A 21,511-nucleotide genomic window follows, 5' to 3' on the forward strand; every position below is an offset into this window, starting at 1 on the left:
TCGAGAAGTTGAAGCCGGACTCAGGCCGCCAGCTTGAACACCTTCACCGCTTCGGTCAGCTTGTGCGACTGATCGCGCAGCGAATGCGATGCGGCGGCGGCCTGTTCCACCAGCGCGGCGTTCTGCTGGGTCGAGCTGTCCATCTGCTCGATCGAGCGGTTCACCTGCTCGATGCCTGCGCTCTGCTCGCGGCTGGCGACGCTGATCTCGCTCATGATGTGCGTGACCTGGCGCACGCTGGCGAGGATCTCGTCCATCGTCGAGCCGGCCTGATCGACCAGCCGCGTGCCGGTTTCCACCTTGTCGACCGAGTCGCCGATCAACGTCTTGATTTCCTTGGCAGCAGCGGCGCTGCGCTGCGCCAGGTTGCGCACCTCACCGGCCACCACAGCAAAGCCGCGCCCTTGCTCGCCGGCGCGAGCGGCTTCCACCGCCGCGTTGAGCGCCAGGATGTTGGTCTGGAAGGCAATGCCGTCGATCACGCCGATGATGTCGGCGATCTTGCGGGCGCTGCTGTTGATGTCGTTCATGGTCGAGACCACCTGCGTCATCACCTCGCCGCCGCGGCTGGCCACGTCGCTGGCGCTGACCACCAGCTGGTTGGCCTGCTGCGCGTTGTCGGCGTTCTGACGCACGGTCGACGTGAGCTGCTCCATCGAGCTGGCGGTCTGCTGCAGGCCGCTCGCCTGGGTCTCGGTGCGGGTGCTCAGGTCGGTGTTGCCCGAGGCGATCTCGTTCGAGGCCACGGACACCTGCTCGGCCGATTCCCGCACCTGGGCGATTGTGCTCAGCAGCTTCTTGCGCATCTGGTTGAGTTCGTGGTTCAGCCAGGCGATCTCGTCGCGGCCGCTGGACGAGATCTTCGTCGCCAGGTCGCCGGCGGCGATGCGCGACACCGACGCCACCACGTCTTCGACGGGCCCCCGCACGCTCTGGCGGATCGCCCAGCCCAGCCAGGCGCCGAACACCGCGGTCGCCAGCACCAGGCCGGCGATCGTCCACAGCGTGCGCTGTGCGTTCTTCTCCAGGTCGCCCAACTTGGTCGATACGGCCGGATCGTTCACGGCGGCGAGCAGGGCATGGGCCTCGCCGGTGGCCGAGCGCACGTTCTAGACGCTGAGGGCCCCGAGCACCAGCGTCAGCACCACCATGATGGTGAAGCCTGCGGCGATGCGGGTGGTCAGTCGGTAGTTCAGCAAGTTCATCGTGAAGGTCTCCGCTACGTCGGGTTCGTTTCATCACGAATCCCGGTCCCGGGCCGGTGTGCACACGGCAAGCCGGCATCGTTGGGGTCTCCGGGGAATATCGACCCGGGCGACCCGGACTGAAGCGGGGATCAGCGGCGGATTTGCCAGGGTTTTCACGGGGCAGACCCCGCGCGGGCTCAGAAGCTGCCGCGCAGCACCAGCGCCACGCCGCCGCGGCGAGTGCGCAGCGAGAGCCGGTAACCGGAGTCGAGCTGCATCGCCACGCTGCCGCGGTCGAAGCCAAGTCGCGACTTGCGCGTCTTCCATTCCACACCGCCGCGGGTGGTGTAGTAGGCCGCGGCGGGGTTCGGGCCCAGACCCTGGGCCGCCGAGGTGTCGGCGTACAGCGTGGACTGGTCCGACAGCTGCAGCCGCCAGCCCACGGTGACGGCCGGCCCGCCGGTCTGCCCGGTCAGCCGCTCCGGCTCGCTGCCGATCGCGGGCGCGATCACGCTGTGCGTTACGGTGCCGACCCCCAGCCCCAGCGCCACCCGGCCGCTCGACGCCCACCAGCGGTAGTCGATGCTCGAGGTCTCGGCGCGGCTGCCGAGCTCAGGCGTGCCCGAAGCCTGGCGATCGAGTCCCGGCTCCTGCCGGATCTCGACGCTGGTGGAATAGTGGATCTGGTCGCGGCGACGGCTGTCGTTCCACAGGGCCAGGGTCTGCTCTCCGTCCGGCGGCTCGGCGATCGGCGCCGGCGTCTCGGCGCGCCACGGGCTTTCCTCCGCCTGGGCTGCTGCGAGGAGCGGTGCCATCAGCACTGCCACAGCGACTCGGCGGGTGCGTTCGAGACACTTTCCGTGCGCCGACCCGTCCATGGAAATCATCGTACGCCTCGGCCCCGGCGTCGCGGAGGGCGGCAGGGCCGCCGGGCACTGTCTTGAGGGGGTGGACATGGCACGCGCCTGAGGGGGTGGACGACGATGAGTCCAATGTCGCACCCGGCGCGCGCGCGTTCCGTCGGACGCGGCTGACGCTGCGCGTAGGAAGATGGCGCACGCCGACGGCGGGCCGCGCGCGCCGGCGCGGCGCCGTGCTCAGGCGATCACGCTGAGCTTGGCGGCCGTGACCTTGAAGCCGGGGATCTTCGCCACGTCGTCCAGGGCGTCGCCGGTCAGCTTGTTCGCCGCCGCCTCCCAGAAGGCGAACGGCAGGAACACCTGCCCGGGCTGCACCTCGGTGCTGACGCGCACGCGCGCCTGCACCGCACCGTGCCGCGTCGACATCAGCACCGCCTGGCCGTCGCGCACGCCGACCGTCAGCGCATCTGCCGGATGCAGCGACACCAGCGCCTCGGGCGCGATGGCGTCCAGCATGCTGGCGTGCCGTGTCATCGCGCCGGTGTGCCAATGCTCGAGCACGCGGCCGGTGGTCAGGACGAAGGGGTACTCGGCGTCGATCTGCTCGGCGCCGGGGCGGAACACGGTCGGTACCACGGTCGCTCGGCCGTCGACCGTCGGGAAGCGATCGATGAAGACCACCGCAGCGCCGGGGTCGTCCTCGCTCGCCGCGGGCGTCATCACCGCATCGGCCTTGACCAGGCGGCTCCAGGGCACGCCGGCCAGCGGTGGCATGCTGACGCGCATCTCCTCGTAGACGCGCGCCACCGCCGCCTGCGAGGCGCGCTTGCCGCCGCCGTCTTCGTCGCGCCAGTAGTTCCAGTCCAGGCCCAGGCGCCGGCCGACGCGCTCGATGATCCACAGATCCTGCATCGCGAGCTCGGGCGGATCGAGCGCGGGGCGGCCGATCTGGATCAGCCGGTCGGTGTTCGTGTAGCTGCCCCACTTCTCGGCATGGGCCGAGGCCGGCAGCACCACGTCGGCCAGCATCGCGGTCTCGGTGAGGAAGATGTCCTGGACGACCAGATGCTCCAGGCCTGCCAGTGCCCGGCGGGCATGGCCGAGGTCGGGGTCCGACATCGCCGGGTTCTCGCCCTCGACGTAGATGCCGCGGATGCGGCCTTCGCTGGCCGCATGCATGATCTCGACGACGGTCAGGCCGGGCGTCGCATCCAGTGGCTCGGGCGTGGCCCACAGGCGCTCGAAGGCCTGGCGCACCGTCGGGTTGATGACGCGCTGGTAGTTGGGCAGCATCATCGGGATCAGCCCGGCGTCGCTGGCGCCCTGCACGTTGTTCTGGCCGCGCAGCGGATGCAGGCCGGTGCCGACACGTCCGATCTGGCCAGTCAGCATCGCCAACGCGATCAGCCCGCGCGCGTTGTCGGTGCCGTGCACATGCTGGCTCACGCCCATGCCCCAGAGAATCATCGAGCCCTTGCTGGTGGCATAGGCGCGGGCCACGTCGCGGATCGTCTGCGCGTCGATGCCGCAGATTTCGCTCATGCGCTCCGGCGTCGCCTCGGCCACCGAGGCCTTCAGTGCCTCGTAGCCGTTGACGCGCGCCGCGACGAAGGCCTCATCGACCAGTCCCTCGGCGACGATCACGTGCAGCAGCCCGTTGAGCAGCGCGACGTCGGTGTCGGGACGGAACTGCAGGTGCCAGGTGGCGCGACGCGTCAGCGCGGTGTGACGCGGATCGCAGATCACCAGCCGGGCGCCGCGGTCGACCGCGTTCTTGATCCAGCTCGCCGCGACCGGGTGGTTCACCGCCGGGTTCGCGCCGATCAGGAAGATCAGGTCGGCGTGGGCGACATCCTCCACCGGGTTGCTGACCGCCCCCGAGCCGATGCCCTCCAGCAGCGCCGCCACCGAGCTGGCATGGCACAGCCGCGTGCAGTGATCGACGTTGTTGGTCCGGAAGCCCTGCCGCACCAGCTTCTGGAACAGGTAGGCCTCCTCGTTGCTGCCCTTGGCCGAGCCGAAGCCCGCGAGCGGGATGTCGTTGCCGCGCAGGCCGGCCGCCAGCGCCTCGTCGCGCAGCCGGGCCAGGCCGCCGGCCGCGAGCTCCATCGCCTCGTCCCAGGTCGCCGTGCGGAAGATGTCCGTCGGCTTCAACTGGCCCTGCTTGAGGCGCTCGATGTCGGCCGGGTCCTTGGCCACGCCTTCGCGTCGGATCAGCGGCGTGGTCAGGCGGCGCGGGTTGTGGATGTAGTCGAAGCCATAGCGGCCCTTCACGCACAGCCGCCCGTGGTTGGCCGGGCCGTCGCGGCCGGTCACGAAATGGATGCGCTCCTCGCCCTGTGCGTTCGGACCGACGTTCCAGGTGAGCTGGCAGCCTACGCCGCAGTAGGGGCAGACCGAATCCACACGCTTCGTCACTTCCAGCAGCCCGGCGCCGCGGGCCGGCATCAGAGCGCCGGTCGGGCAGGCCTGCACGCATTCGCCGCAGGCCACGCAGCTCGACTCACCGAGCGTCGCACCGGCATCGAAGGTGATCTGCGCATGCGCGCCGCGGAAGGCCAGGCCGATCACGTCGTTGCCTTGCTCGTCGCGGCAGGCGCGCAGACAGCGCGTGCATTGGATGCAGGCGTCCAGGTTCACCGCGATCGCCGGGTGCGAAAGGTCGGCCGCCGCGTAATGCGGCGCGTCGCGCTGCGGCAGGCGGCCGCGCGGCACGGCCAGCTGTTCGGCCCATTGGCTGAGTTCCGAGGCCTTCGTGTAGGTGTCGGTGGTGGCACCGGCGTCGCTGACCAGCAGCTCGACCACCATCTTGCGGGCCGACGCGGCGCGCGGGCTCTGCGTCTGCACCTTCATGCCGGCGGCGACGTTGCGGCAGCACGAGGCAGCCAGCGCCCGTTCGCCTTCGACCTCCACCACGCAGGCGCGGCAGTTGCCGGCCGGCGTCAGGCCCTCCTTGTGGCACAGGTGGGGGATGGTCGTGCCCTCGCGCTTCGCGACGGTCCAGATCGTCTCGTCAGCGCCGGCGGTGACCGTGCGGCCGTCGAGCGAGAACTCCACCGTCGCGGCCTGTGGCGCGAGCAGCTTCGAAGTCAGCGGTGCGTTCATGCCGTCAGCTCTTCCGGAAAATACTTGATCACGCAGTCCACCGGGTTCGGCGCCGCTTGACCCAGGCCGCAGATGGACGCATCGCGCATCACCTGCGACAGCTCGGCGAGCAGCGGCAGGTCCCAGCGGTCGCCGGCGATCAGTTCGTTGACCTTGGCGGTACCCGAACGGCACGGCGTGCACTGCCCGCAGCTCTCGTGCTCGAAGAAGCGCATCAGGTTGCGCGCCACGTCCGTCACGCGGTCCTGGTCAGACAACACCACCACCGCCGCCGAGCCGATGAAGCAGCCGTGCGGCTGCAGCGTGTCGAAGTCCAGCGGCACGTCGGCCAGGCGCTCGGGCAGGATGCCGCCCGAGGCGCCGCCCGGCAGGTAGGCGTGCAGCCGGTGGCCGTCCAGCATGCCGCCACAGTACTCGTCGACCAGCTCGCGCAGCGTGATGCCGGCCGGCGCGAGGTGCACGCCCGGCTTCTTCACGCGGCCGCTCACCGAGAACGAGCGCAGCCCCTTGCGCTCGTGGCGGCCGTGGCCGGCGAACCAGTCGCCACCCTTCTCGAGGATGTCGCGCACCCAGTACAGCGTCTCGAAGTTGTGCTCCAGCGTCGGGCGCCCGAACAGGCCGACCTGCGCCACGTAGGGCGGTCTCAGGCGCGGCATGCCGCGCTTGCCTTCGATCGACTCGATCATCGCGGACTCCTCGCCGCAGATGTAGGCGCCGGCGCCGCGGCGCAGCTCGATCGCCGGCATGTCGCGCATCGGCGGGTCGGCCCGCAGCGCCGCCAGCTCGCGCTCGAGCAGGGTGCGGCAGCCGTGGTACTCGTCGCGCAGGTAGATGTAGACGGCGTCGACGCCGACCGCCCAGGCCGCGATCAGCAAGCCCTCGAGGAAGCGGTGCGGATCGCGCTCGAGGTAATGGCGGTCCTTGAAGGTGCCCGGCTCGCCTTCGTCGATGTTCACCGCCATCAGGCGCGGCGCCGCCTGCCCGCGCACGATGCGCCACTTGCGCCCGGCCGGGAAGCCGGCCCCCCCCGAGCCCGCGCAGACCCGAAGCTTCCATCGTCGACAGCACCGTCTCCAGCGGCCGTTCGCCGCTCAGGCACTGCCGCAGCGTGCGGTAGCCGCCGGCGTCGTGATATGACGCGAGCGTGGTGTACGGCGCGGGTTCGTGCTTCGTTCGGCCGGCGGTCACTGCAGCCTGCACGGCTTCGGGTGTCGCGTTCGGCACCGGGCACTGGTGCACGACGGCCGCCGGGGCTTGCTCGCAGCGGCCGATGCACGGGGCGGCGATCACGCGCACCTCGGTCCCCAGCAATGCGGGCAGCCGGGTCAGCAGATCCCGGGCGCCGGCCAGCTCGCAGGCGATGCCGTCGCAGACGCGGACGGTCAGCGGCGCGGGCTCCGGATAGCTGCCGTCGGCCTTCGCCTGGACCACTTCGAAGTGGTGATAAAAGCTCGCCACTTCATAAACTTCGGCCTGGGAAAGGCGCAGTAACTGAGCCAGAGCAGCCAGATGGTCGGTGCGCAGCTGACCGAAATGATCGTTCAGCGTGTGCAGGTGCTCGATCAGCAGGTCGCGCCGCAACGGGGTCTGCGGCCTGGCCGCCAGCAGGGCCTGGACCGCGCTCAATGCCTGGGCGTCGACCGGGCGGTCGCCCGAGGCCCGACGCGGTTTGACGGCCGGGTCGCGCAGGACCTGGATCGGGATCACGGGCGCATTCATAGCTCGGGAATTCCTTGGGTATCGGCGCCGTTCGCTTATGTTTCAATGAGCATATGCCCGGGCGCTGTCTCGTCTCGGGACGATAGCGGGCCCCCCTCACTCTGATATGCACAAGGCCGCCTAATCATGCGGATCCAGATCACCCCTCACTGGGGCGTCGCCCAGGACGTCGACCACCTCGTCGACACCACCGCGCTGCTGACCCTGCTGGCCGCGATCCAGGAGACCGGCGCGATCGCGCAGGCGGCTCGCAGCGTCGGCCTGTCCTACCGCCACGCCTGGGGGCAGGTGAAGCGTGCCGAGGACCTGTTCGGCTACCCGCTGGTCAACGCCGGCCGCGGCCGCGGCTCCACGCTGACGCCGCTGGCCGAGAAGCTGATCTGGGCCGATCGCCGCATTGCCGCGCGGCTGTCACCGCTGCTGTCGTCGCTGGCGTCGGAGCTGGAGAACGAGCTCGGCCGCACGCTGCCGCAACGCACCGATGGCTCCGCGGCGCTGCGCCTGCACGCCAGCCATGGCTTTGCGGTGGCGGCGCTGGTGGAGAAGCTCGAGGCCGCGTCGCTGTCGGTCGAGCTGCGCTACCGCAACAGCTTCGAGTCGGTGTCGGCGTTGGCGCGCGGCGAGTGCGACCTGGCCGGCTTCCACGTGCCGATCGGCGAGTTCGAGGCGCCGGCGGTCAAGCGCTACATGAAGTGGCTCAAGCCGCAGACCCACAGCCTGGTGCACCTGGCGGTGCGTACCCAGGGCCTGTTCGTCGCACCGGGCAACCCCAAGCGCATCCGCACGCTGGCCGACTTGCAGCGCCCCGGCGTGCGCTTCGTCAACCGGCCCGAGGGTTCGGGCACGCGCATGCTCACCGAGTTGCTGCTGAACCAGGCGGGCGTGGTGCCGGCCGAGATCAGCGGCTACGAGAGCACCGAATTCACGCATGCGGCAGTGGCCGCCTACATCGCCAGCGGCATGGCCGACGTCGGCATCGGCGTGCAGACCGCGGCGCAGCGCTTCGGCCTGCCGTTCATCCCGCTGGTGCGCGAGCGCTATTTCTTCGCGCTGCCGACCGCGTCGCTGAACCGGCCGGCCATGCGCACCGTGCTGGACCTGATGCAGTCGCCGGTCTACCGCTCGTCGGTGTCGTCGCTGGTCGGCTACGAGGCCGGCGAGACCGGCCGGGTGCTGAGCGTGACCGAGGCGTTCGACCGCTAGGGTCAGGCGTCTTTGCTGCGCCGCTCGCGCAGGCGCCGGTAGATGAGGCCGCGCGACACGCCGAGCTGGCGCGCGGCGCGCGACACGTTGCCGCCGCATTCGAGCAGGGTGCTGTCGATCATGCGGCGGTGCGAGTCCACCAGCGTCAGCGCCTCGCCCTCGCTGCGCGCGTCGCCGCCGACCGGCGCGGTCGCGGTTGCGGTCGCGCTATCGGGCTCGGAGAAAGCGGGCGTCGCCACCGGGCTGGCGAAAGCCAATGCCGTGGCCCCGTGGTGGCCGTCCTTCTCGGGCGGCTGCGCCTCGAGCCACATGCCCAGCCCGCCCGGAACGCGGTGCGACTGCACGCGGGCTCCGTGGGCCAGCGAGAGCAGGCTCTCGAGGTCGATGCCGAAGGTCTGTTCGACCGTCGGCGAGCCGGCGTGCGCGCCCGCCAGCAGCCGGGTGCCCGCGCCGTTGACCCAGCACACGCGGCCGTTGCCGTCGATCGCGGCCAGGCCCTCGAGGGGCGTGTGCAGCAGGCCCGGGCTCGACTGGAAGCGAAGCAGCAGATGCTCGCGCGACTGCGCGCGCAGCAGGCGGTTCTCGATCGTCGTCGCATAGAGGCGCACCATCGCCGCCGCGTCGAAGCGGAACTGCTCCTCCTCGGACGACAGATCGAGCACGCCGGCGATCTCGCCGTGCGTGTTGCGGATCGGTGCGGCGGCGCAGTACATCACGTTGAAGCCGCTGAAGAAGTGCTCGGCGCCGCTCACCACGCAGACCTCGCCGGTGCGCGCCGACACGCCGGGCGCGCCGGTGCCGACGTTGGACTCGGCGAGATCGTTGCCGACCCGCGCCATGATCGGCATCAGCCGACCCTCGCCGAGGGCGGTGGGCGTCGCATGCACGATCACGCCGTCGTTGCTGGTCAGCAGGGCCTTGCAGGCGGTGCCGGCCAGGGCCGCGTCGAGCTGCGACAGATCGTCCTTCGCCGCGTCGAGCAGCTGGCGGTTGCGCGCCAGCGCGCCCGCCACGCGCGACTTGGTGATCGGCGAGAAGGTCACGTGCTCGTTCGGCCTGCGGCGCGCGCCGACGCAACGTGTCCACGACTGGATCACCAGTTCGGGCACCAGCCCCGAGGGGCGCACGCCCTCCTCGAAGAAGCGCTCGCGTGCCAGGGCCACGCGCTGCTCGGCGGTGGCGAAGAAGGGGCCGGCCGGCAGACGGGATTCGGGGCTGGGTCGTTGGCGAACAGCGGGCACTCTGGCGGTCATGGACGGACTCCGTGAGGGTGCGTGAATCTGTACCAGGCTGGAACAAAAAACGCCTAGGGAAACTACTTGATTGGGCTGCCTGGGAGGCAAAACCTATCGTTCGCCCTGCATTCTGAGGCTGCGGCATGTCGTCGGGCCGTCGCAATGGGAGACGAAGGATGAAGCGGGATTTCGCGAGGGCCGTGCTCGGCGTGGCCCTGGCATGTCTGGCGCCCCTGGCGCTGGCGCAGACGATCGACGACCTCAAGCGCGACGCGACGACGCCCGGCGACGTGACGACCTACGGCATGGGCTGGGGGCAGCAGCGCTACTCGGCGCTGGCCAAGATCAACAAGACCACCGTCAAGCGCCTGGTGCCGGCCTGGAACCTTAGCCTCGACAACTCCGCGAACGCCTCGACGCAGCCGCTGCTGATCGGCGGCGTGATGTACGTGTCGACGCACAACGCCACGGTGGCGATCGACGCCGAGAGCGGTCGCCAGAAGTGGAAGGTCGCCATCGACCTGCCGGCCGACGTGAACGGCTACCTCTGCTGCGGCATCCAGAGCCGCGGCATGGCCGCGCTCGATGGCGTGCTCTACCGCACCACCATCGATGCCCACGTGCTGGCCATCGACATGGCCAGCGGGAAGACGCTGTGGAAGCAGAAGGCGGCCGACTACAAGCAGGGCTACAGCATGACCCACGCGCCGCTGGTCGCCGGCGGCGTGCTGATCACCGGCATCTCCGGCGGCGAGTACGGCACGCGTGGCTTCCTCGATGGCTGGGACCTGAAGACCGGCGAGAAGAAGTGGCGCACCTGGACCGTGCCCGCTCCCGGCGAGCCCGGCTCGGAGACCTGGAACGCCGACCGCCACGACTAGGGCGGTGCGCCCACCTGGCTGACCGGCACCTACGACCCGGAGCTCAACCTCGTCTACTGGGGCACCGGCAACGGCGGGCCGTGGAACCCGGCGTGGCGCGGCAAGGATTCGCTCTACATCTGCTCCATCCTCGCGCTCGACCCGGCCACCGGCAAGATCGTCTGGCACTATCAGACCTCGCCCGGCGACCCCTACGACTACGACGCCACCAACGAGCTGGTGCTGGGCGAACTGCCGGTGAACGGCGCCGCCCGCAAGGTGCTGATGCAGGCCAACCGCAACGGCTACTTCTACGTGCTCGACCGCAGCAACGGCAAGCTGCTATCGGCCACGCAGTTCGCGCAGAAGGTCAACTGGGCGAGCGGCATCGACATGAAGACCGGCCGCCCCATCGACACCGAGATGACGAAGGCAGTGCGGTCCAATGTCGAGAGCAAGGACTTCATCGAGGCCTGGCCCAGTGCCTTCGGTGCGAAGAACTGGATGCCGATGAGCTTCGACCCGCTGAAGAAGCGCGTCTACCTGAACACGCTCAACTTCGGCATGAAGGTCAAGTACGGCACCCCGGCCTACCGCCAGGGGGCCTGGTACCTGGGGCTCGAACTCGGGGGGTGGGTCGATCCGGACGGAGGCATGCGTGGCGCGCTGGTCGCCTGGGATCCCACCACCGGCAGGAAGCTGTGGGAGAGCCCGACCGCCGCGCCGTACTGGAGCGGCGTGCTCTCCACCGCTGGCGGGCTGGTGTTCACCGGCGCGCAGACCGGCGAGTTCATGGCCTTCGACGCCGACACCGGCACGAAGCTGTGGCAGTTCCAGACCGGCTCGGGCATCTCCGGCCTGCCGATCACCTGGGAACTCAAGGGCCAGCAGTACGTCACCGTGACCAGCGGCGCCGCCACCGTGTACGGCTTCCTCGGCGGTGATGCCAAGCTGGCGCAGGTGCCGGCGGGCTCGTCGGTGTGGACCTTCAGGCTGATCGACTGATGCCGGCCGCGATGACCCGCGCCCGTGCGGCCGTGTTCGCCGCGCTGCTGGCGGCCGTTCTGCTGCCGGGGCCGGTGGCCCGAGCGCAGGCGCCCGAAGGCGGCGCGAGCGCCGCGCTGGGGCGCTCGCTCTACACCAGCTACTGCGCGCGCTGTCACGGCGTGAACATGGTCAGCAACGGTGCCAGCTTCGACCTGCGCAGCTTCCCGAAGGAACAGCGCGAGCGCTTCGAACGATCGGTGACGCAGGGGCTGCGTGCCATGCCGGCCTGGGGCTCGACCTTCCAGCCGGACGAACTGGCGTCGCTGTGGCTGTTCGTCAGTGCTGCCGCCAGCCCGCCGTGAAGGCGGCGAAGCGGTGGGGCCGTGTCGCGGCCGGACCGGGTAGACCCGCTTCGGTTTCTCCCTCTGGCGGCCCTGCAGGGGCCGCCCCTAGCATCGATGCGGTCCGCCGATCAGGAGTTCGCCATGACATCCGCCGTCCCCTTCCTGCAAGCCCGTGACCTGCTGCTGCGCCTGCGCGACGACCAGGCCGCAGCGGCGCGAGAGTTTCGCTGGCCGGCGCTCGGCGAGTTCAACTGGGCGCTGGACCACTTCGACGCGATGGCGCGCGACCCGCACGCGCCGATGCGCCGGCGCTGTGGATCGTCGGCGAGGACGGCAGCGAGGTGAAGCGCTCGTTCCGCGAGCTGTCGCAGCGCTCGGCCCAGGTGGCCAACCACCTGCGCGCCCTGGGCGTGCGGCGCGGCGACCGCGTGCTGCTGATGCTCGGCAACGAGCTGGCGCTGTGGGAGACCATGCTGGCGGCGATGAAGCTGGGCGCGGTGCTGATCCCGGCCACGGCGCTGCTGACCACCGAGGATCTGCGCGACCGCATGGAGCGCGGCGACGTGCGGCACGTGGTGACGGCCAGCGCGCAGACCGACAAGTTCGCGCCGCTGCCGGGCGACTACACGCGCATCAGCCTCGGCGAGGCCCAGCCCGGCTGGCAGCGCTTCGAGGACGCCGCCGCCGCGCCGTCCGCCTTCACCCCCGACGGACCGACGCGCGCCAGCGACCCGCTGCTGCTGTACTTCACCTCGGGCACCACCTCCAAGCCCAAGCTGGTGCTGCACACCCACCAGAGCTATCCGGTGGGGCACCTGTCGACGATGTACTGGATCGGCCTGCGGCCCGGCGACGTGCACCTCAACATCTCCTCGCCCGGCTGGGCCAAGCATGCGTGGAGCTGCTTCTTCGCGCCGTGGAATGCCGGCGCCTGCGTGTTCATCTACAACACCGCCCGCTTCAACGCGGGCGGGCTGCTGGCCGTGCTCGAGCGCTGCCGCGTCACCAGCCTGTGCGCGCCGCCCACGGTGTGGCGCATGATGGTGCAGGAAGACCTGGGCGCCTACCGTGGCCGGCTCGCGCTGCGCGAGCTGATCGGCGCGGGCGAGCCGCTCAACCCCGAGATCATCGAGCAGGTGCGCGCCGCCTGGGACCTGACGGTGCGCGACGGCTACGGCCAGACCGAGACCACCGCGCAGATCGGCAATGCGCCGGGCCAGCCGCTCAAGCCCGGGTCGATGGGCCGGCCGCTGCCGGGCTACCGCATCGCGCTGATCGACGCCGACGGCAAGGAGGCCGACGAGGGCGAGGTCTGCATCGTGCTGGCCGAGCGGCCGCTCGGGCTGATGGTGGGCTACCAGGACAGCGCCGAGAAGACCGCCGACGCGATGCGCGACGGCTACTACCACACCGGCGATGTGGCGGCGCGCGATGCCGAGGGCTACATCACCTTCGTCGGCCGCGCCGACGACGTGTTCAAGGCCTCCGACTACCGCATCAGCCCGTTCGAGCTGGAGAGCGCGCTGATCGAGCACGAGGCGGTGGCCGAGGTGGCGGTGGTGCCCAGCCCCGACCCGCTGCGCCTGGCCGTTCCCAAGGCCTACCTGATCCTCACCGCCGGCCAGACGCCCGACCGTGCGCTGGCCGAGGCGATCCTCGGCTTCGCGCGCAAGCAGCTCGCACCCTACAAGCGCGTGCGGCGCATCGAGTTCGTCACCGAGCTGCCCAAGACCATCTCCGGGAAGATCCGCCGCGTGCAGCTGCGCGCACAGGAGGTCGAGCGGCGCGCGGCCGGCGTGCGCGCGGCCGGCGAGTTCTTCGAGGAGGACTTCCCGCAACTGAAGGCCGAGGCCTGAGCAGGAGGCGCGCATGGACAACGCGAGCTACGTGCACGGCGCCTCGGCGCAGACGCTGATCGGCGAGACCATCGGTCGCTGGTTCGACGCGGCCTGCGAGCGCCATGCCGAGCGCGACGCGCTGGTGGTGCGGCACCAGCAACTGCGGCTCAGTTACGCCGAGCTGCGCCAGCGCGTCGACGCGCTGGCCTGTGGCCTGATGCGCCTGGGCCTGAAGGCCGGCGAGCGCATCGGCATCTGGTCACCCAACAACGCCGAGTGGACGCTGACGCAGTTCGCCACCGCCAAGCTCGGGCTGGTGCTGGTGAACATCAACCCGGCCTACCGGCGCAGCGAGCTCGAATACGCCCTCACCAAGGTGGGGTGCCGCGCGCTGATCGCCGCGCCGTCGTTCAAGGGCAGCGACTACCTCGCGATGCTCGCCGACCTGGCGCCCGAGCTCGCGCAATGCGCGCCAGGGCGGCTGCGCGCGAAACGCCTGCCGGACCTGGAGTTCGTGATCCGTCTGGGCGCGGAGGCGACGCCGGGCATGCTGAACTTCGACACCTTGCTGCGCACGCCGCGCGCCGACGACCGGGTCGACCTGGCCCGGCTCGGCGAGACGCTGCAGTTCGACGACCCGATCAACATCCAGTTCACCTCGGGCACCACCGGCAACCCCAAGGGCGCGACGCTGTCGCACCACAACATCCTGAACAACGGCCACTTCGTCGGCGAGGCGATCCGCCTCGCGCCGGGCGACCGGCTGTGCATCCCGGTGCCGCTGTACCACTGCTTCGGCATGGTGATGGGCAACCTGGGGGCACTCACGCACGGCGCGACCATGGTCTACCCGTCCGAGGGCTTCGATGCCGCGGCCACGCTGGCGGCGGTGGCCGAGGAACGCTGCACCGTGCTGTACGGCGTGCCGACGATGTTCATCGCCCAGCTCGACCACCCCGACTTCGCGCGCCACGACCTGCGCAGCCTGCGCACCGGCATCATGGCCGGCAGCCCCTGCCCGATCGAGGTGATGCGCCGCGTGGTCGACAAGATGCACATGGCCGAGGTCACCATCGCCTACGGCATGACCGAAACATCGCCCGTCAGCTTCCAGAGCGCCACCGACGACCCGCTGGAGCGGCGCGTGTCCACCGTCGGGCGCATCCAGCCGCATTGCGAGGTGAAGCTCGTCGACGAGGCCGGCCGCATCGTGCCGCGCGGCGAACCCGGCGAGCTGTGCACGCGCGGCTACTCGGTCATGCTGGGCTACTGGGACGACGCGGCGAAGACCCGCGAGGCCATCGATGCGGCGGGCTGGATGCACACCGGCGACCTCGCCACGCTGGATGCCGAGGGCTACTGCAACATCGTCGGCCGCCTGAAGGACATGGTCATCCGCGGCGGCGAGAACCTCTACCCGCGCGAGATCGAGGAATTCCTCTACCGCCACCCCAAGGTGCAGGACGTGCAGGTGATCGGCGTGCCCGACCCGAAGTACGGCGAGGAGCTGTGTGCCTGCGTCATCGTGCGGGCCGGCGAGCAGCTCGGCGCCGACGAACTGCGCGCGTTCTGCGACGGCGAGATCGCGCGCCACAAGGTGCCGCGCCACATCCACTTCGTCGACGCCTTCCCGATGACGGTGACCGGCAAGATCCAGAAGTTCAGGATGCGCGAGCAGATGAAGGAGCTGCTGGGCCTGGTCGACGTGAAGACTGCCTGAGGCCGGCGTCTCACACCGGCGTGGCGCTGGTCGCCTTCACGCGGTCCATCACGAAGCTCGTCTTGCAGTCCTCGACGCTCGGGTGCTTCAGCAGCGTGTCCATGATGAAGCGCGAGTAGTGCGCCATGTCCTGCACCACCACGCGCAGGTGGTAGTCGGTCTCGCCGGTCAGCGCCACGCATTCCACCACCTCGGGCCACACCTGCACCGAGGCCTTGAACAGGTCCATCGGGTTGCGCTTGTGCGTCTCGGTGTGCTTCTCGAGCCGCACGCTGATGAAGGCCGTGAGCCCCAGGCCCACGCCCGCAGGTGGCACCACCGCTGCATAGCCCGCGATCACGCCCGCTTCCTCCAGCCGCTTCACGCGCCGCAGTGCGGCCGAGGCCGACAGCTGTACCTCGGCGGCCAGCTGGTCGTAGGTGGCGCGGCCGTTGGCCTGCAGCACGCGCAGGATGCGTCGGTCGATCATGTCGAGCTCGATAGAGGCTTCCATAAGGTTGATTGTGCAGGAATCATGCGCGATGTTGGTCATTTGCGCGTGGTTTGCAGTAAACCTGCGCCGCATGCTCTATACAGTGGAGACAGTTCTTTCTCCACGCCAGCGAGGTCCGCGCATGCAATTCACCCCTTGGGACAACCCGATGGGCACCGACGGCTTCGAGTTCATCGAATACGCCGCGCCGGACCCCGCCGCGATGGGCGCGCTGTTCGAGCGCATGGGCTTCCGCGCGATCGCCAAGCACCGCCACAAGCAGGTCACGCTGTACCGGCAAGGCGAGATCAACTTCATCGTCAATGCGGAGCCCGACTCGTTCGCGCAGCGCTTCGCGCGTCTGCACGGCCCGAGCATCTGCGCCATCGCGTTCCGCGTGCGGGACGCCAAGGCCGCCAGCGAGCGGGCGGTCGCGCTCGGCGCGTGGGGCTATGCCGGCCACGCCGGTCCCGGCGAGCTGAACATCCCTGCCATCAAGGGCGTGGGCGACTCGCTGATCTACCTGGTCGACCGCTGGCGCGGCAAGAACGGCGCGAAGGACGGCGACATCGGCAACATCGGCTTCTTCGACGTCGACTTCGAACCGCTGCCCGGCGCTACGCTCACGCCCGTCGGCCACGGCCTCACCGTCGTCGACCACCTGACGCACAACGTGCACCGCGGCCGCATGGCCGAGTGGGCCGAGTTCTATGCGCGGCTGTTCAACTTCCGCGAGATCCGCTACTTCGACATCGAGGGCCAGGTGACCGGCGTGAAGAGCAAGGCCATGACCAGCCCCTGCGGCAAGATCCGCATCCCGATCAACGAAGAGGGCAACGAGACCCCGGGGCAGATCCAGGAGTACCTGGACCGCTACCACGGCGAGGGCATCCAGCACGTCGCGCTCGGCTCGGGCGACCTGCACGCCACCGTCGACGCGCTGCGCGTCCAGGGCGTGAAGCTGCTCGACACGCCCGACACCTACTACGAGTTGGTCGACCGGCGCATCCCCGGTCACGGCGAGGACCTCGCGGCACTGCGTTCGCGCGGGATCCTGGTCGATGGCAAGGCCGGCGAACTGCTGCTGCAGATCTTCAGCGAGAACCAGCTCGGACCGATCTTCTTCGAGTTCATCCAGCGCAAGGGCGATCAGGGCTTCGGCGAGGGCAACTTCAAGGCCCTGTTCGAGAGCATCGAGCTCGACCAGATGCGCCGCGGCGTGCTGGCCGGCGAGGCCGCGACGCAGGGCGCCTGACGCGCCACGCTGCTCCCCGCCCGGCAGAGAATCCGCACCGCCATGAAGAACGACTTCCATGACGGCGTGAACAAGGGCGTGGCACCGGTCACCTACGGGCAGGGCGACCGGCCGCCGCGCGGCGACTACTCGCGCGCGCGGGCCGACTACAGCTGCGAGCAGGACATGGCCCGCTACACCGAGGCCGACCACGAGACCTACCGCCGTCTCTATGCCCGCCAGCTGCGGCAGCTGCCTCGCCTGGCCTGCCAGGCATTCATCGACGCTGTCGAGCAGCTCGGTGCCCCCGACCGCATCCCGCGCTTCAGCGACATCTCCGCGCGGCTGTCGAAGGCCACCGGCTGGCAGATCGTCGGCGTGCCCGGCCTGATCCCCGAGGAGGCCTTCTTCGCGCTGCTCGCCCAACGGAAGTTCCCGGTCACCGACTGGATCCGCACCCCCGAGGAGTTCGACTACGTCGTCGAGCCCGATGTCTTCCACGACCTGTTCGGCCACGTGCCCCTGCTGTTCAACCCGGTGTTCGCCGACTACATGCAGGCCTATGGCGCCGGCGGGCTCAAGGCCAGCCGGCTCGACGCCTGCGAGCTGCTGGCGCGCCTGTACTGGTACACGGTGGAGTTCGGGCTGATCGACACGCCGCAGGGCCTGCGCGCCTACGGGGCCGGCATCCTGTCGAGCGCCGGCGAGCTGCGCCACGCGGTCCTGTCCCCCGAGCCGCAGCGCATTGCCTTCGATCTGCAGCGGCTGATGCGCACGCTCTACAAGATCGACAGCTACCAGGCCGGCTACTTCGTGATCGACAGCTTCCGCCAGCTGTTCGACGCCACCGCGCCGGACTTCACGCCGGTCTATGCGGCAGTGCGCCAGCAGCCGCTGGTGGAGGCCGGCATCGTGCTGGACGGCGAGCGCTGCTTCACGCCCGCCGGCTGAAGCCGTCACGCCGCCTGGCCTCCCCCAACGGGGGCCCCGCGAGAGCGATGTGTGACAGGGTGAGCGCACCGAGACTCGTCGGCAGTGAACGCCACTGCCCCGCTGCCCTCGATGTCGCCCCAGTTGTCCACCCGCTGCGCACTGGCCTTGCTGGGGGCGATGCTGTTCGCGAGCCTGATGGGCCTGCTCGCCTGGGGGCCGGTCGGCTATCCGGCGCAGACCGACCGCAACACCGACTCGCGCACCGTCCTCGGTCTGGTGCAGGGCTGGAACCTGCTGTCGCTGCTGCCCCTGTTCGCGGCCAGCGTGGCGGGCACCGTCGGCCTGCGCCGCCACCGCGCTGGCGGCCCGCGTCGCCTGGCGTGGCGCCTGTTCTTCGGCGCGGCCATGCTGACCACCGTGGTCGGCGCACTGGACCATCTTGCGCCGGGCGATGTCGGCTTCCTGCTGAGGCAGGTCGCCACCGCCAGTGTTTGCGTCCTGCTGTCCCTGATCTACCTTGCAGAACGGCTGGGGCCTCGCTGGGTCACTCCCGGGCTGCTGGCGGCGGCCGTCGCGAGCGGGCCGCTCGGCGGTCTGGCCTGCGCAGCCAGCGCGGCCTGGCTCGACGGTCCTGACTTGCGCTGGCTGCTGTGGCTCGAGTTGCTGCCGGTGCTGCTGATGCCGCTCGGCGTGTGGGGGCTGCGCAGCGACGGCCTGCGCCCACGCGACTGGATCGTGGCGCTGCTGTGGTTCGCAGCGGCGAGGTTCGTCGACGCCGCAGATGGCTGGGTGTGGCAGGCCAGCGGCGGGGTGTTCAGCGGCCACGCCGTGCACCACCTGCTGCTGGCGGGCTGTATCGGCTGGCTCGCCTGGCGGGTGTTGCGTCAGCGCCCCGACGCGCCGCCGGCCACGCACGAGGAGCTGGCGGCAAGCCAGCGCGCCGCCTCGCTCACCACCTCCGGGTGAAACACCATCGCCACGTGCGCCGTGGCGGGCAGGTGGCGGTTGTCGGCGCCTGGCAGGGTGGCGGCGCAGGCCGGGAACACGATGTTGTCGGCGTGGCTGTAGAAGCAGGTGAAGCGGCCGGTGTGCAGCGCCGGCTCGCGGGCGGCCAGCCCGGTGATCCATTCGCTGGCCTGGCGCATGTGGCGGGAGTTCGTCGTGCGGCTCAGCCGTGCCAGCCAGGTGCCGCGGTGTGGTGAGCCGATCGTGATCACATGCTGCACGCGGGTGGCGGCCCCGGGCGTCGCCGCGAGCCAGGCGCGCGCCACCAGCCCGCCCATGCTGTGGCACACCAGCAGAGGCGGCAGGCCGGTCGACTTCTCGAGCCGCGCCACCGCCGCCTCGAGCTGAGGCACGTAGATGTCCAGGTCGCTGAACACCGGTTCCAGATCGACGGCCACGTACGGTCGTTGCTCGGCCGTGCAGCGCGCAAGCCACGGCCCCCACAGGCCGCGATTGCAGACGTAGCCGTGCACGAACACCACGCCGCGCACGCCGGGCCGGCCCGGCACGTCGGGGTAGCGCGCGGCGTGGAAGCTGGCGCCACACGAACACCTGCCATGCCACCACGCACTCGCCCAGCCAGGCCCGCAGCAACTGCAGCGGGCCGGCACGCGGGGTCTCGTCGCGGCCGTGCAGGCAGGCCAGCAGCACGAACTCGACCGCGAGGATGAAGACGTATCCGAAGGCGAGCACCAGCGCGCCGGCGACGGCCAGTACCGGCCGCCCCTCCGACGCCCACCCTACCAGCCAGCCCAGCGCGGCCAGCGTCACTGCCAGGATCACGAGGCGCTGCAGGCGCGCGAGCATGGGCAGGTGAGTCCTAGGCCAGCGAAACCGTACGGCCCGTCAGGCGATGCGTCAGTCCGCTGGCGAGCCGGTTGACGATGCCGTAGATCGACAGCTGCGGGTTCGCGCCCACGCTGGTGGGGAACAGCGAGCCGTCGTGCACCGACAGGTTCTCGAGCTGCCAGTGCTGGCCGTTCGGCTGCACCACGCCCAGCTTCGCCTCGCCGGCGAAGCCGCAGCCGCCCATGGCATGCGCGCTGAACACGCGCGTGAGCTGCGGCTTCATCGGCAGGGCGGCGATCTCGCGCTTCGCCTCGTCCCAGCTGCGGTAGCTGCGCGCCAGCTCGTGGGTCGGGATCACCTCGCGCGCACCGGCTGCGAACTGCAGCTCGGCCATGCTCAGCAGCGCGCGGCGCGCGCCGTCCATCACGAACGCGGTCAGTGGGTAGTCGAGCAGCGGCGTGCGATCGTCGCGCAGCCGCACGAGCCCGCCGGGCGACTGCGGATGGAAGCCGTCGCGCAGCAGCGCGAGCAGCGCATGCGTGTGCGGGAACTGCTTGAGCTGCCGCGTCTGCTCGAGCCCGAAGCCGGCCATCGTCGTCGCGAACACCGTCGGGTGGATCGGTGGCGCCTCGAGCTTGTAGCCGATGGGGCCGTCGATCGGATCGACGCCGAGGAAGTGGTCGCTGTAGATCGTCTGCGGCGCGCCGGCCCAGCCCTCGACCCGCTGATCGAAGACAGCCGCCGACGCCACCACCGGATGCAGGAAGCTGCGGTGCCCGAGGCGGTTGTGCGGATCGGGAGCCTTCGATCGCAGCAGCAACCCGGGCGAGTTGATCGCACCGCCCGCCACCACGTAGTGCTTCGCGCTCACGCGCACCGTGCGGTCCGACGCGGCGCTGCCGTCGGTCGCGACCGGCACGCAGTCGAGCCAGCGGACCTTCGAACCGTCGTGCTCGAAGGCCTGCGCGCGCGTTTCCACCAGCAGCCGCGCGCCGCGCTCCAGCGCGGCGGGGATTGTGGTCACCAGCATCGACTGCTTCGCGTTCGTCGGGCAGCCCAGGCCGCAGGAGCCGAGGTTCCAGCAGCCCTTCACGTTGCGCTGGATCGTCGCGGCGCGGATGCCCAGCCGGTCGGCGCCGCGCTTGAGCAGTTCGTTGTTCTCGTTCGGCGGCGCCAGCCAGGGGCCGATGCCGAGACGCCGCTCGGCCTGCGCGAACCACGGCGCCAGTGCCTCGGGCGTGTAGTCCTTCAGGCCGAAGTGCTGCTGCCAGTAGGCCAGCGTGTCGTCGGGCGTGCGGAAGGAACTGGTCCAGTTGACCGTGGTCGATCCGCCGACGCAGCGGCCCTGCAGGATGTTGATCGCCTTGTCGGCCGTCTTGCGCCCGGCGCTCTCCTGGTAGAGCTGCGGATAGGCCTCGCGCTCGAGCTGGTGGAAGTCACTGCTGGTCTTCAGCGGGCCTTCCTCGATCAGCAGCACGTCGAGGCCGGCCTGGGTCAGCAGTTCGGCCGTGATGCCGGCGCCCGCGCCGCTCCCGACGATCGCCACGTCGCAGCTGATCCGCTCCGGCAGCGGCTGCGCGCCCGCGTGGCGTCCGCCGAACACCTTCCAGCCGCGGCCGAGTCCGTCCTTGAACGGGTCGATGATGGCCATGCCGCTCAGACCGCGCTCGGGCCGGGATAGCCCAGCAGCGACCAGTGCTCCGACTGCGCGAAGTAGGCCGCGTTGGTGAGGTCGCGCAGCGCGTGATACGCCTGCTGGCGCAGCTCGTGGTCGGTGGTGCGCATGCGGCGCAGCGCGGCCTCGAGTTCGTTCACGCTCGCGTCGGCCCAGTCGCTGCGCAGGCCGGTCAGCCACTGCCGCGTGGCCGACACCGACAGCACGCCGAGCAACTGCGCGATCTCCGCCTGGGTCGCCGTGGGAAGCCGGCAATCGTCTCGTCCAGCCGCTGCAGATGGCGCTCCAGTGCTGCGTCGAGCGCCGCCGGCTCGGCTGGCAGGCTGCCTTCGAGCACGGCGCGCG

General features: G+C 70.3%; 15 protein-coding genes and 3 pseudogenes. 9 read left to right on the forward strand and 9 right to left on the reverse strand.

The features are described from left to right. Nucleotides 1-20: 20 nt before the first annotated feature. The 4 genes and pseudogenes from x551_RS03150 to x551_RS03165 all read right to left on the reverse strand — a co-directional run bounded on the left by x551_RS03150 (nucleotide 21) and on the right by x551_RS03165 (nucleotide 6,871). Nucleotides 21-1,106: a methyl-accepting chemotaxis protein gene (locus x551_RS03150; protein ID WP_310732196.1), complete on the reverse strand. Its 1,086-nt coding sequence runs from the start codon at nucleotides 1,104-1,106 to the stop codon at nucleotides 21-23. A 278-nt stretch (nucleotides 1,107-1,384) separates the two neighbouring features. Then, nucleotides 1,385-2,002, reverse strand: a complete 618-nt coding sequence (locus tag x551_RS03155; RefSeq protein ID WP_152543386.1) for a hypothetical protein — start codon at nucleotides 2,000-2,002, stop codon at nucleotides 1,385-1,387. A gap of 282 nt (nucleotides 2,003-2,284) precedes the next feature. Then, nucleotides 2,285-5,152 carry a formate dehydrogenase subunit alpha gene (gene fdhF, locus x551_RS03160; RefSeq protein ID WP_036230179.1) on the reverse strand — a complete coding sequence of 956 codons (2,868 nt, stop codon included), beginning with the start codon at nucleotides 5,150-5,152 and terminating at the stop codon, nucleotides 2,285-2,287. After that, a pseudogene (locus x551_RS03165) lies at nucleotides 5,149-6,871 on the reverse strand (NADH-ubiquinone oxidoreductase-F iron-sulfur binding region domain-containing protein). Before x551_RS03165 ends, fdhF begins: the two are co-directional and overlap by 4 nt. A gap of 123 nt (nucleotides 6,872-6,994) precedes the next feature. On the opposite strand from x551_RS03165, the gene x551_RS03170 reads away from it, so the two are divergent. Then, complete coding sequence (locus x551_RS03170) at nucleotides 6,995-8,074, forward strand: substrate-binding domain-containing protein (protein ID WP_036230185.1); 1,080 nt, start codon at nucleotides 6,995-6,997, stop codon at nucleotides 8,072-8,074. A 2-nt stretch (nucleotides 8,075-8,076) separates the two neighbouring features. Here x551_RS03170 and x551_RS27990 read toward each other — a convergent pair whose 3' ends face one another. Then, nucleotides 8,077-9,327 (reverse strand): helix-turn-helix domain-containing protein, encoded by a 1,251-nt coding sequence (locus x551_RS27990; protein ID WP_011827941.1) that lies wholly within the window; start codon nucleotides 9,325-9,327, stop codon nucleotides 8,077-8,079. 158 nt (nucleotides 9,328-9,485) lie between these two features. On the opposite strand from x551_RS27990, the gene x551_RS26370 reads away from it, so the two are divergent. The 5 genes and pseudogenes from x551_RS26370 to x551_RS03195 all read left to right on the forward strand — a co-directional run bounded on the left by x551_RS26370 (nucleotide 9,486) and on the right by x551_RS03195 (nucleotide 15,058). Then, nucleotides 9,486-10,190: a PQQ-binding-like beta-propeller repeat protein gene (locus tag x551_RS26370; RefSeq protein WP_197028728.1), complete on the forward strand. Its 705-nt coding sequence runs from the start codon at nucleotides 9,486-9,488 to the stop codon at nucleotides 10,188-10,190. 219 nt (nucleotides 10,191-10,409) lie between these two features. Beyond that, a complete protein-coding gene (locus x551_RS26375) occupies nucleotides 10,410-11,174 on the forward strand; it encodes a PQQ-binding-like beta-propeller repeat protein (RefSeq protein ID WP_197028729.1) in 765 nt (254 codons plus the stop codon). A gap of 11 nt (nucleotides 11,175-11,185) precedes the next feature. Next, nucleotides 11,186-11,518 (forward strand): cytochrome c, encoded by a 333-nt coding sequence (locus tag x551_RS03185; protein ID WP_036230207.1) that lies wholly within the window; start codon nucleotides 11,186-11,188, stop codon nucleotides 11,516-11,518. Between the two features lie 123 nt (nucleotides 11,519-11,641). After that, nucleotides 11,642-13,356: pseudogene (locus x551_RS03190) on the forward strand (AMP-binding protein). A gap of 13 nt (nucleotides 13,357-13,369) precedes the next feature. Next, entirely contained in the window at nucleotides 13,370-15,058 is a 1,689-nt protein-coding gene (locus tag x551_RS03195) for an AMP-binding protein (RefSeq protein ID WP_036230188.1), read from the forward strand. A 10-nt stretch (nucleotides 15,059-15,068) separates the two neighbouring features. Here the strand turns inward: x551_RS03195 and x551_RS03200 are convergent, their stop codons facing one another. Next, nucleotides 15,069-15,551, reverse strand: coding sequence for an Lrp/AsnC family transcriptional regulator (locus x551_RS03200; RefSeq protein WP_011827946.1), 483 nt, complete (start codon nucleotides 15,549-15,551; stop codon nucleotides 15,069-15,071). Between the two features lie 121 nt (nucleotides 15,552-15,672). On the opposite strand from x551_RS03200, the gene hppD reads away from it, so the two are divergent. The 3 genes from hppD to x551_RS03215 all read left to right on the forward strand — a co-directional run bounded on the left by hppD (nucleotide 15,673) and on the right by x551_RS03215 (nucleotide 18,663). Then, the gene (hppD, locus tag x551_RS03205) at nucleotides 15,673-16,785 is read left to right on the forward strand and encodes a 4-hydroxyphenylpyruvate dioxygenase (protein ID WP_036230190.1); all 1,113 of its coding nucleotides are present in this window, start codon (nucleotides 15,673-15,675) and stop codon (nucleotides 16,783-16,785) included. Nucleotides 16,786-16,827: 42 nt separating this feature from the next. Continuing rightward, nucleotides 16,828-17,715, forward strand: a complete 888-nt coding sequence (gene phhA, locus x551_RS03210) for a phenylalanine 4-monooxygenase (RefSeq protein WP_036230193.1) — start codon at nucleotides 16,828-16,830, stop codon at nucleotides 17,713-17,715. Between the two features lie 84 nt (nucleotides 17,716-17,799). Then, nucleotides 17,800-18,663: a hypothetical protein gene (locus x551_RS03215; protein ID WP_036230195.1), complete on the forward strand. Its 864-nt coding sequence runs from the start codon at nucleotides 17,800-17,802 to the stop codon at nucleotides 18,661-18,663. On the opposite strand, the gene x551_RS03220 is transcribed toward x551_RS03215, so the two are convergent. The 3 genes and pseudogenes from x551_RS03220 to x551_RS26380 all read right to left on the reverse strand — a co-directional run. Continuing rightward, nucleotides 18,582-19,313 (reverse strand): alpha/beta fold hydrolase, encoded by a 732-nt coding sequence (locus tag x551_RS03220; RefSeq protein ID WP_253950288.1) that lies wholly within the window; start codon nucleotides 19,311-19,313, stop codon nucleotides 18,582-18,584. The genes x551_RS03215 and x551_RS03220 overlap by 82 nt on opposite strands. Nucleotides 19,314-19,522: 209 nt before the next feature. Then, entirely contained in the window at nucleotides 19,523-21,142 is a 1,620-nt protein-coding gene (locus tag x551_RS03225) for a GMC family oxidoreductase (protein WP_036230198.1), read from the reverse strand. A 5-nt stretch (nucleotides 21,143-21,147) separates the two neighbouring features. After that, nucleotides 21,148-21,511, reverse strand: a pseudogene (locus x551_RS26380) (hypothetical protein); the annotation flags it as partial.

Origin of the sequence: Methylibium sp. T29 (assembly GCF_000576205.1) — a bacterium.
Classification (GTDB): Bacteria; Pseudomonadota; Gammaproteobacteria; order Burkholderiales; family Burkholderiaceae_C; genus Methylibium; species Methylibium petroleiphilum.

Excerpts from the sequence above, each read along its gene's own strand:
- phhA (WP_036230193.1), top strand. The coding sequence starts at position 16,828 with ATGAAGAACGACTTCCATGACGGCGTGAACAAGGGCGTGGCACCGGTC.
- x551_RS03195 (WP_036230188.1), top strand. The coding sequence starts at position 13,370 with ATGGACAACGCGAGCTACGTGCACGGCGCCTCGGCGCAGACGCTGATC.
- fdhF (WP_036230179.1), bottom strand. The coding sequence starts at position 5,152 with ATGAACGCACCGCTGACTTCGAAGCTGCTCGCGCCACAGGCCGCGACG.
- x551_RS27990 (WP_011827941.1), bottom strand. The coding sequence starts at position 9,327 with ATGACCGCCAGAGTGCCCGCTGTTCGCCAACGACCCAGCCCCGAATCC.
- x551_RS26370 (WP_197028728.1), top strand. The coding sequence starts at position 9,486 with ATGAAGCGGGATTTCGCGAGGGCCGTGCTCGGCGTGGCCCTGGCATGT.
- x551_RS03185 (WP_036230207.1), top strand. The coding sequence starts at position 11,186 with ATGACCCGCGCCCGTGCGGCCGTGTTCGCCGCGCTGCTGGCGGCCGTT.
- hppD (WP_036230190.1), top strand. The coding sequence starts at position 15,673 with ATGCAATTCACCCCTTGGGACAACCCGATGGGCACCGACGGCTTCGAG.
- x551_RS03155 (WP_152543386.1), bottom strand. The coding sequence starts at position 2,002 with ATGGCACCGCTCCTCGCAGCAGCCCAGGCGGAGGAAAGCCCGTGGCGC.
- x551_RS03225 (WP_036230198.1), bottom strand. The coding sequence starts at position 21,142 with ATGGCCATCATCGACCCGTTCAAGGACGGACTCGGCCGCGGCTGGAAG.
- x551_RS03200 (WP_011827946.1), bottom strand. The coding sequence starts at position 15,551 with ATGGAAGCCTCTATCGAGCTCGACATGATCGACCGACGCATCCTGCGC.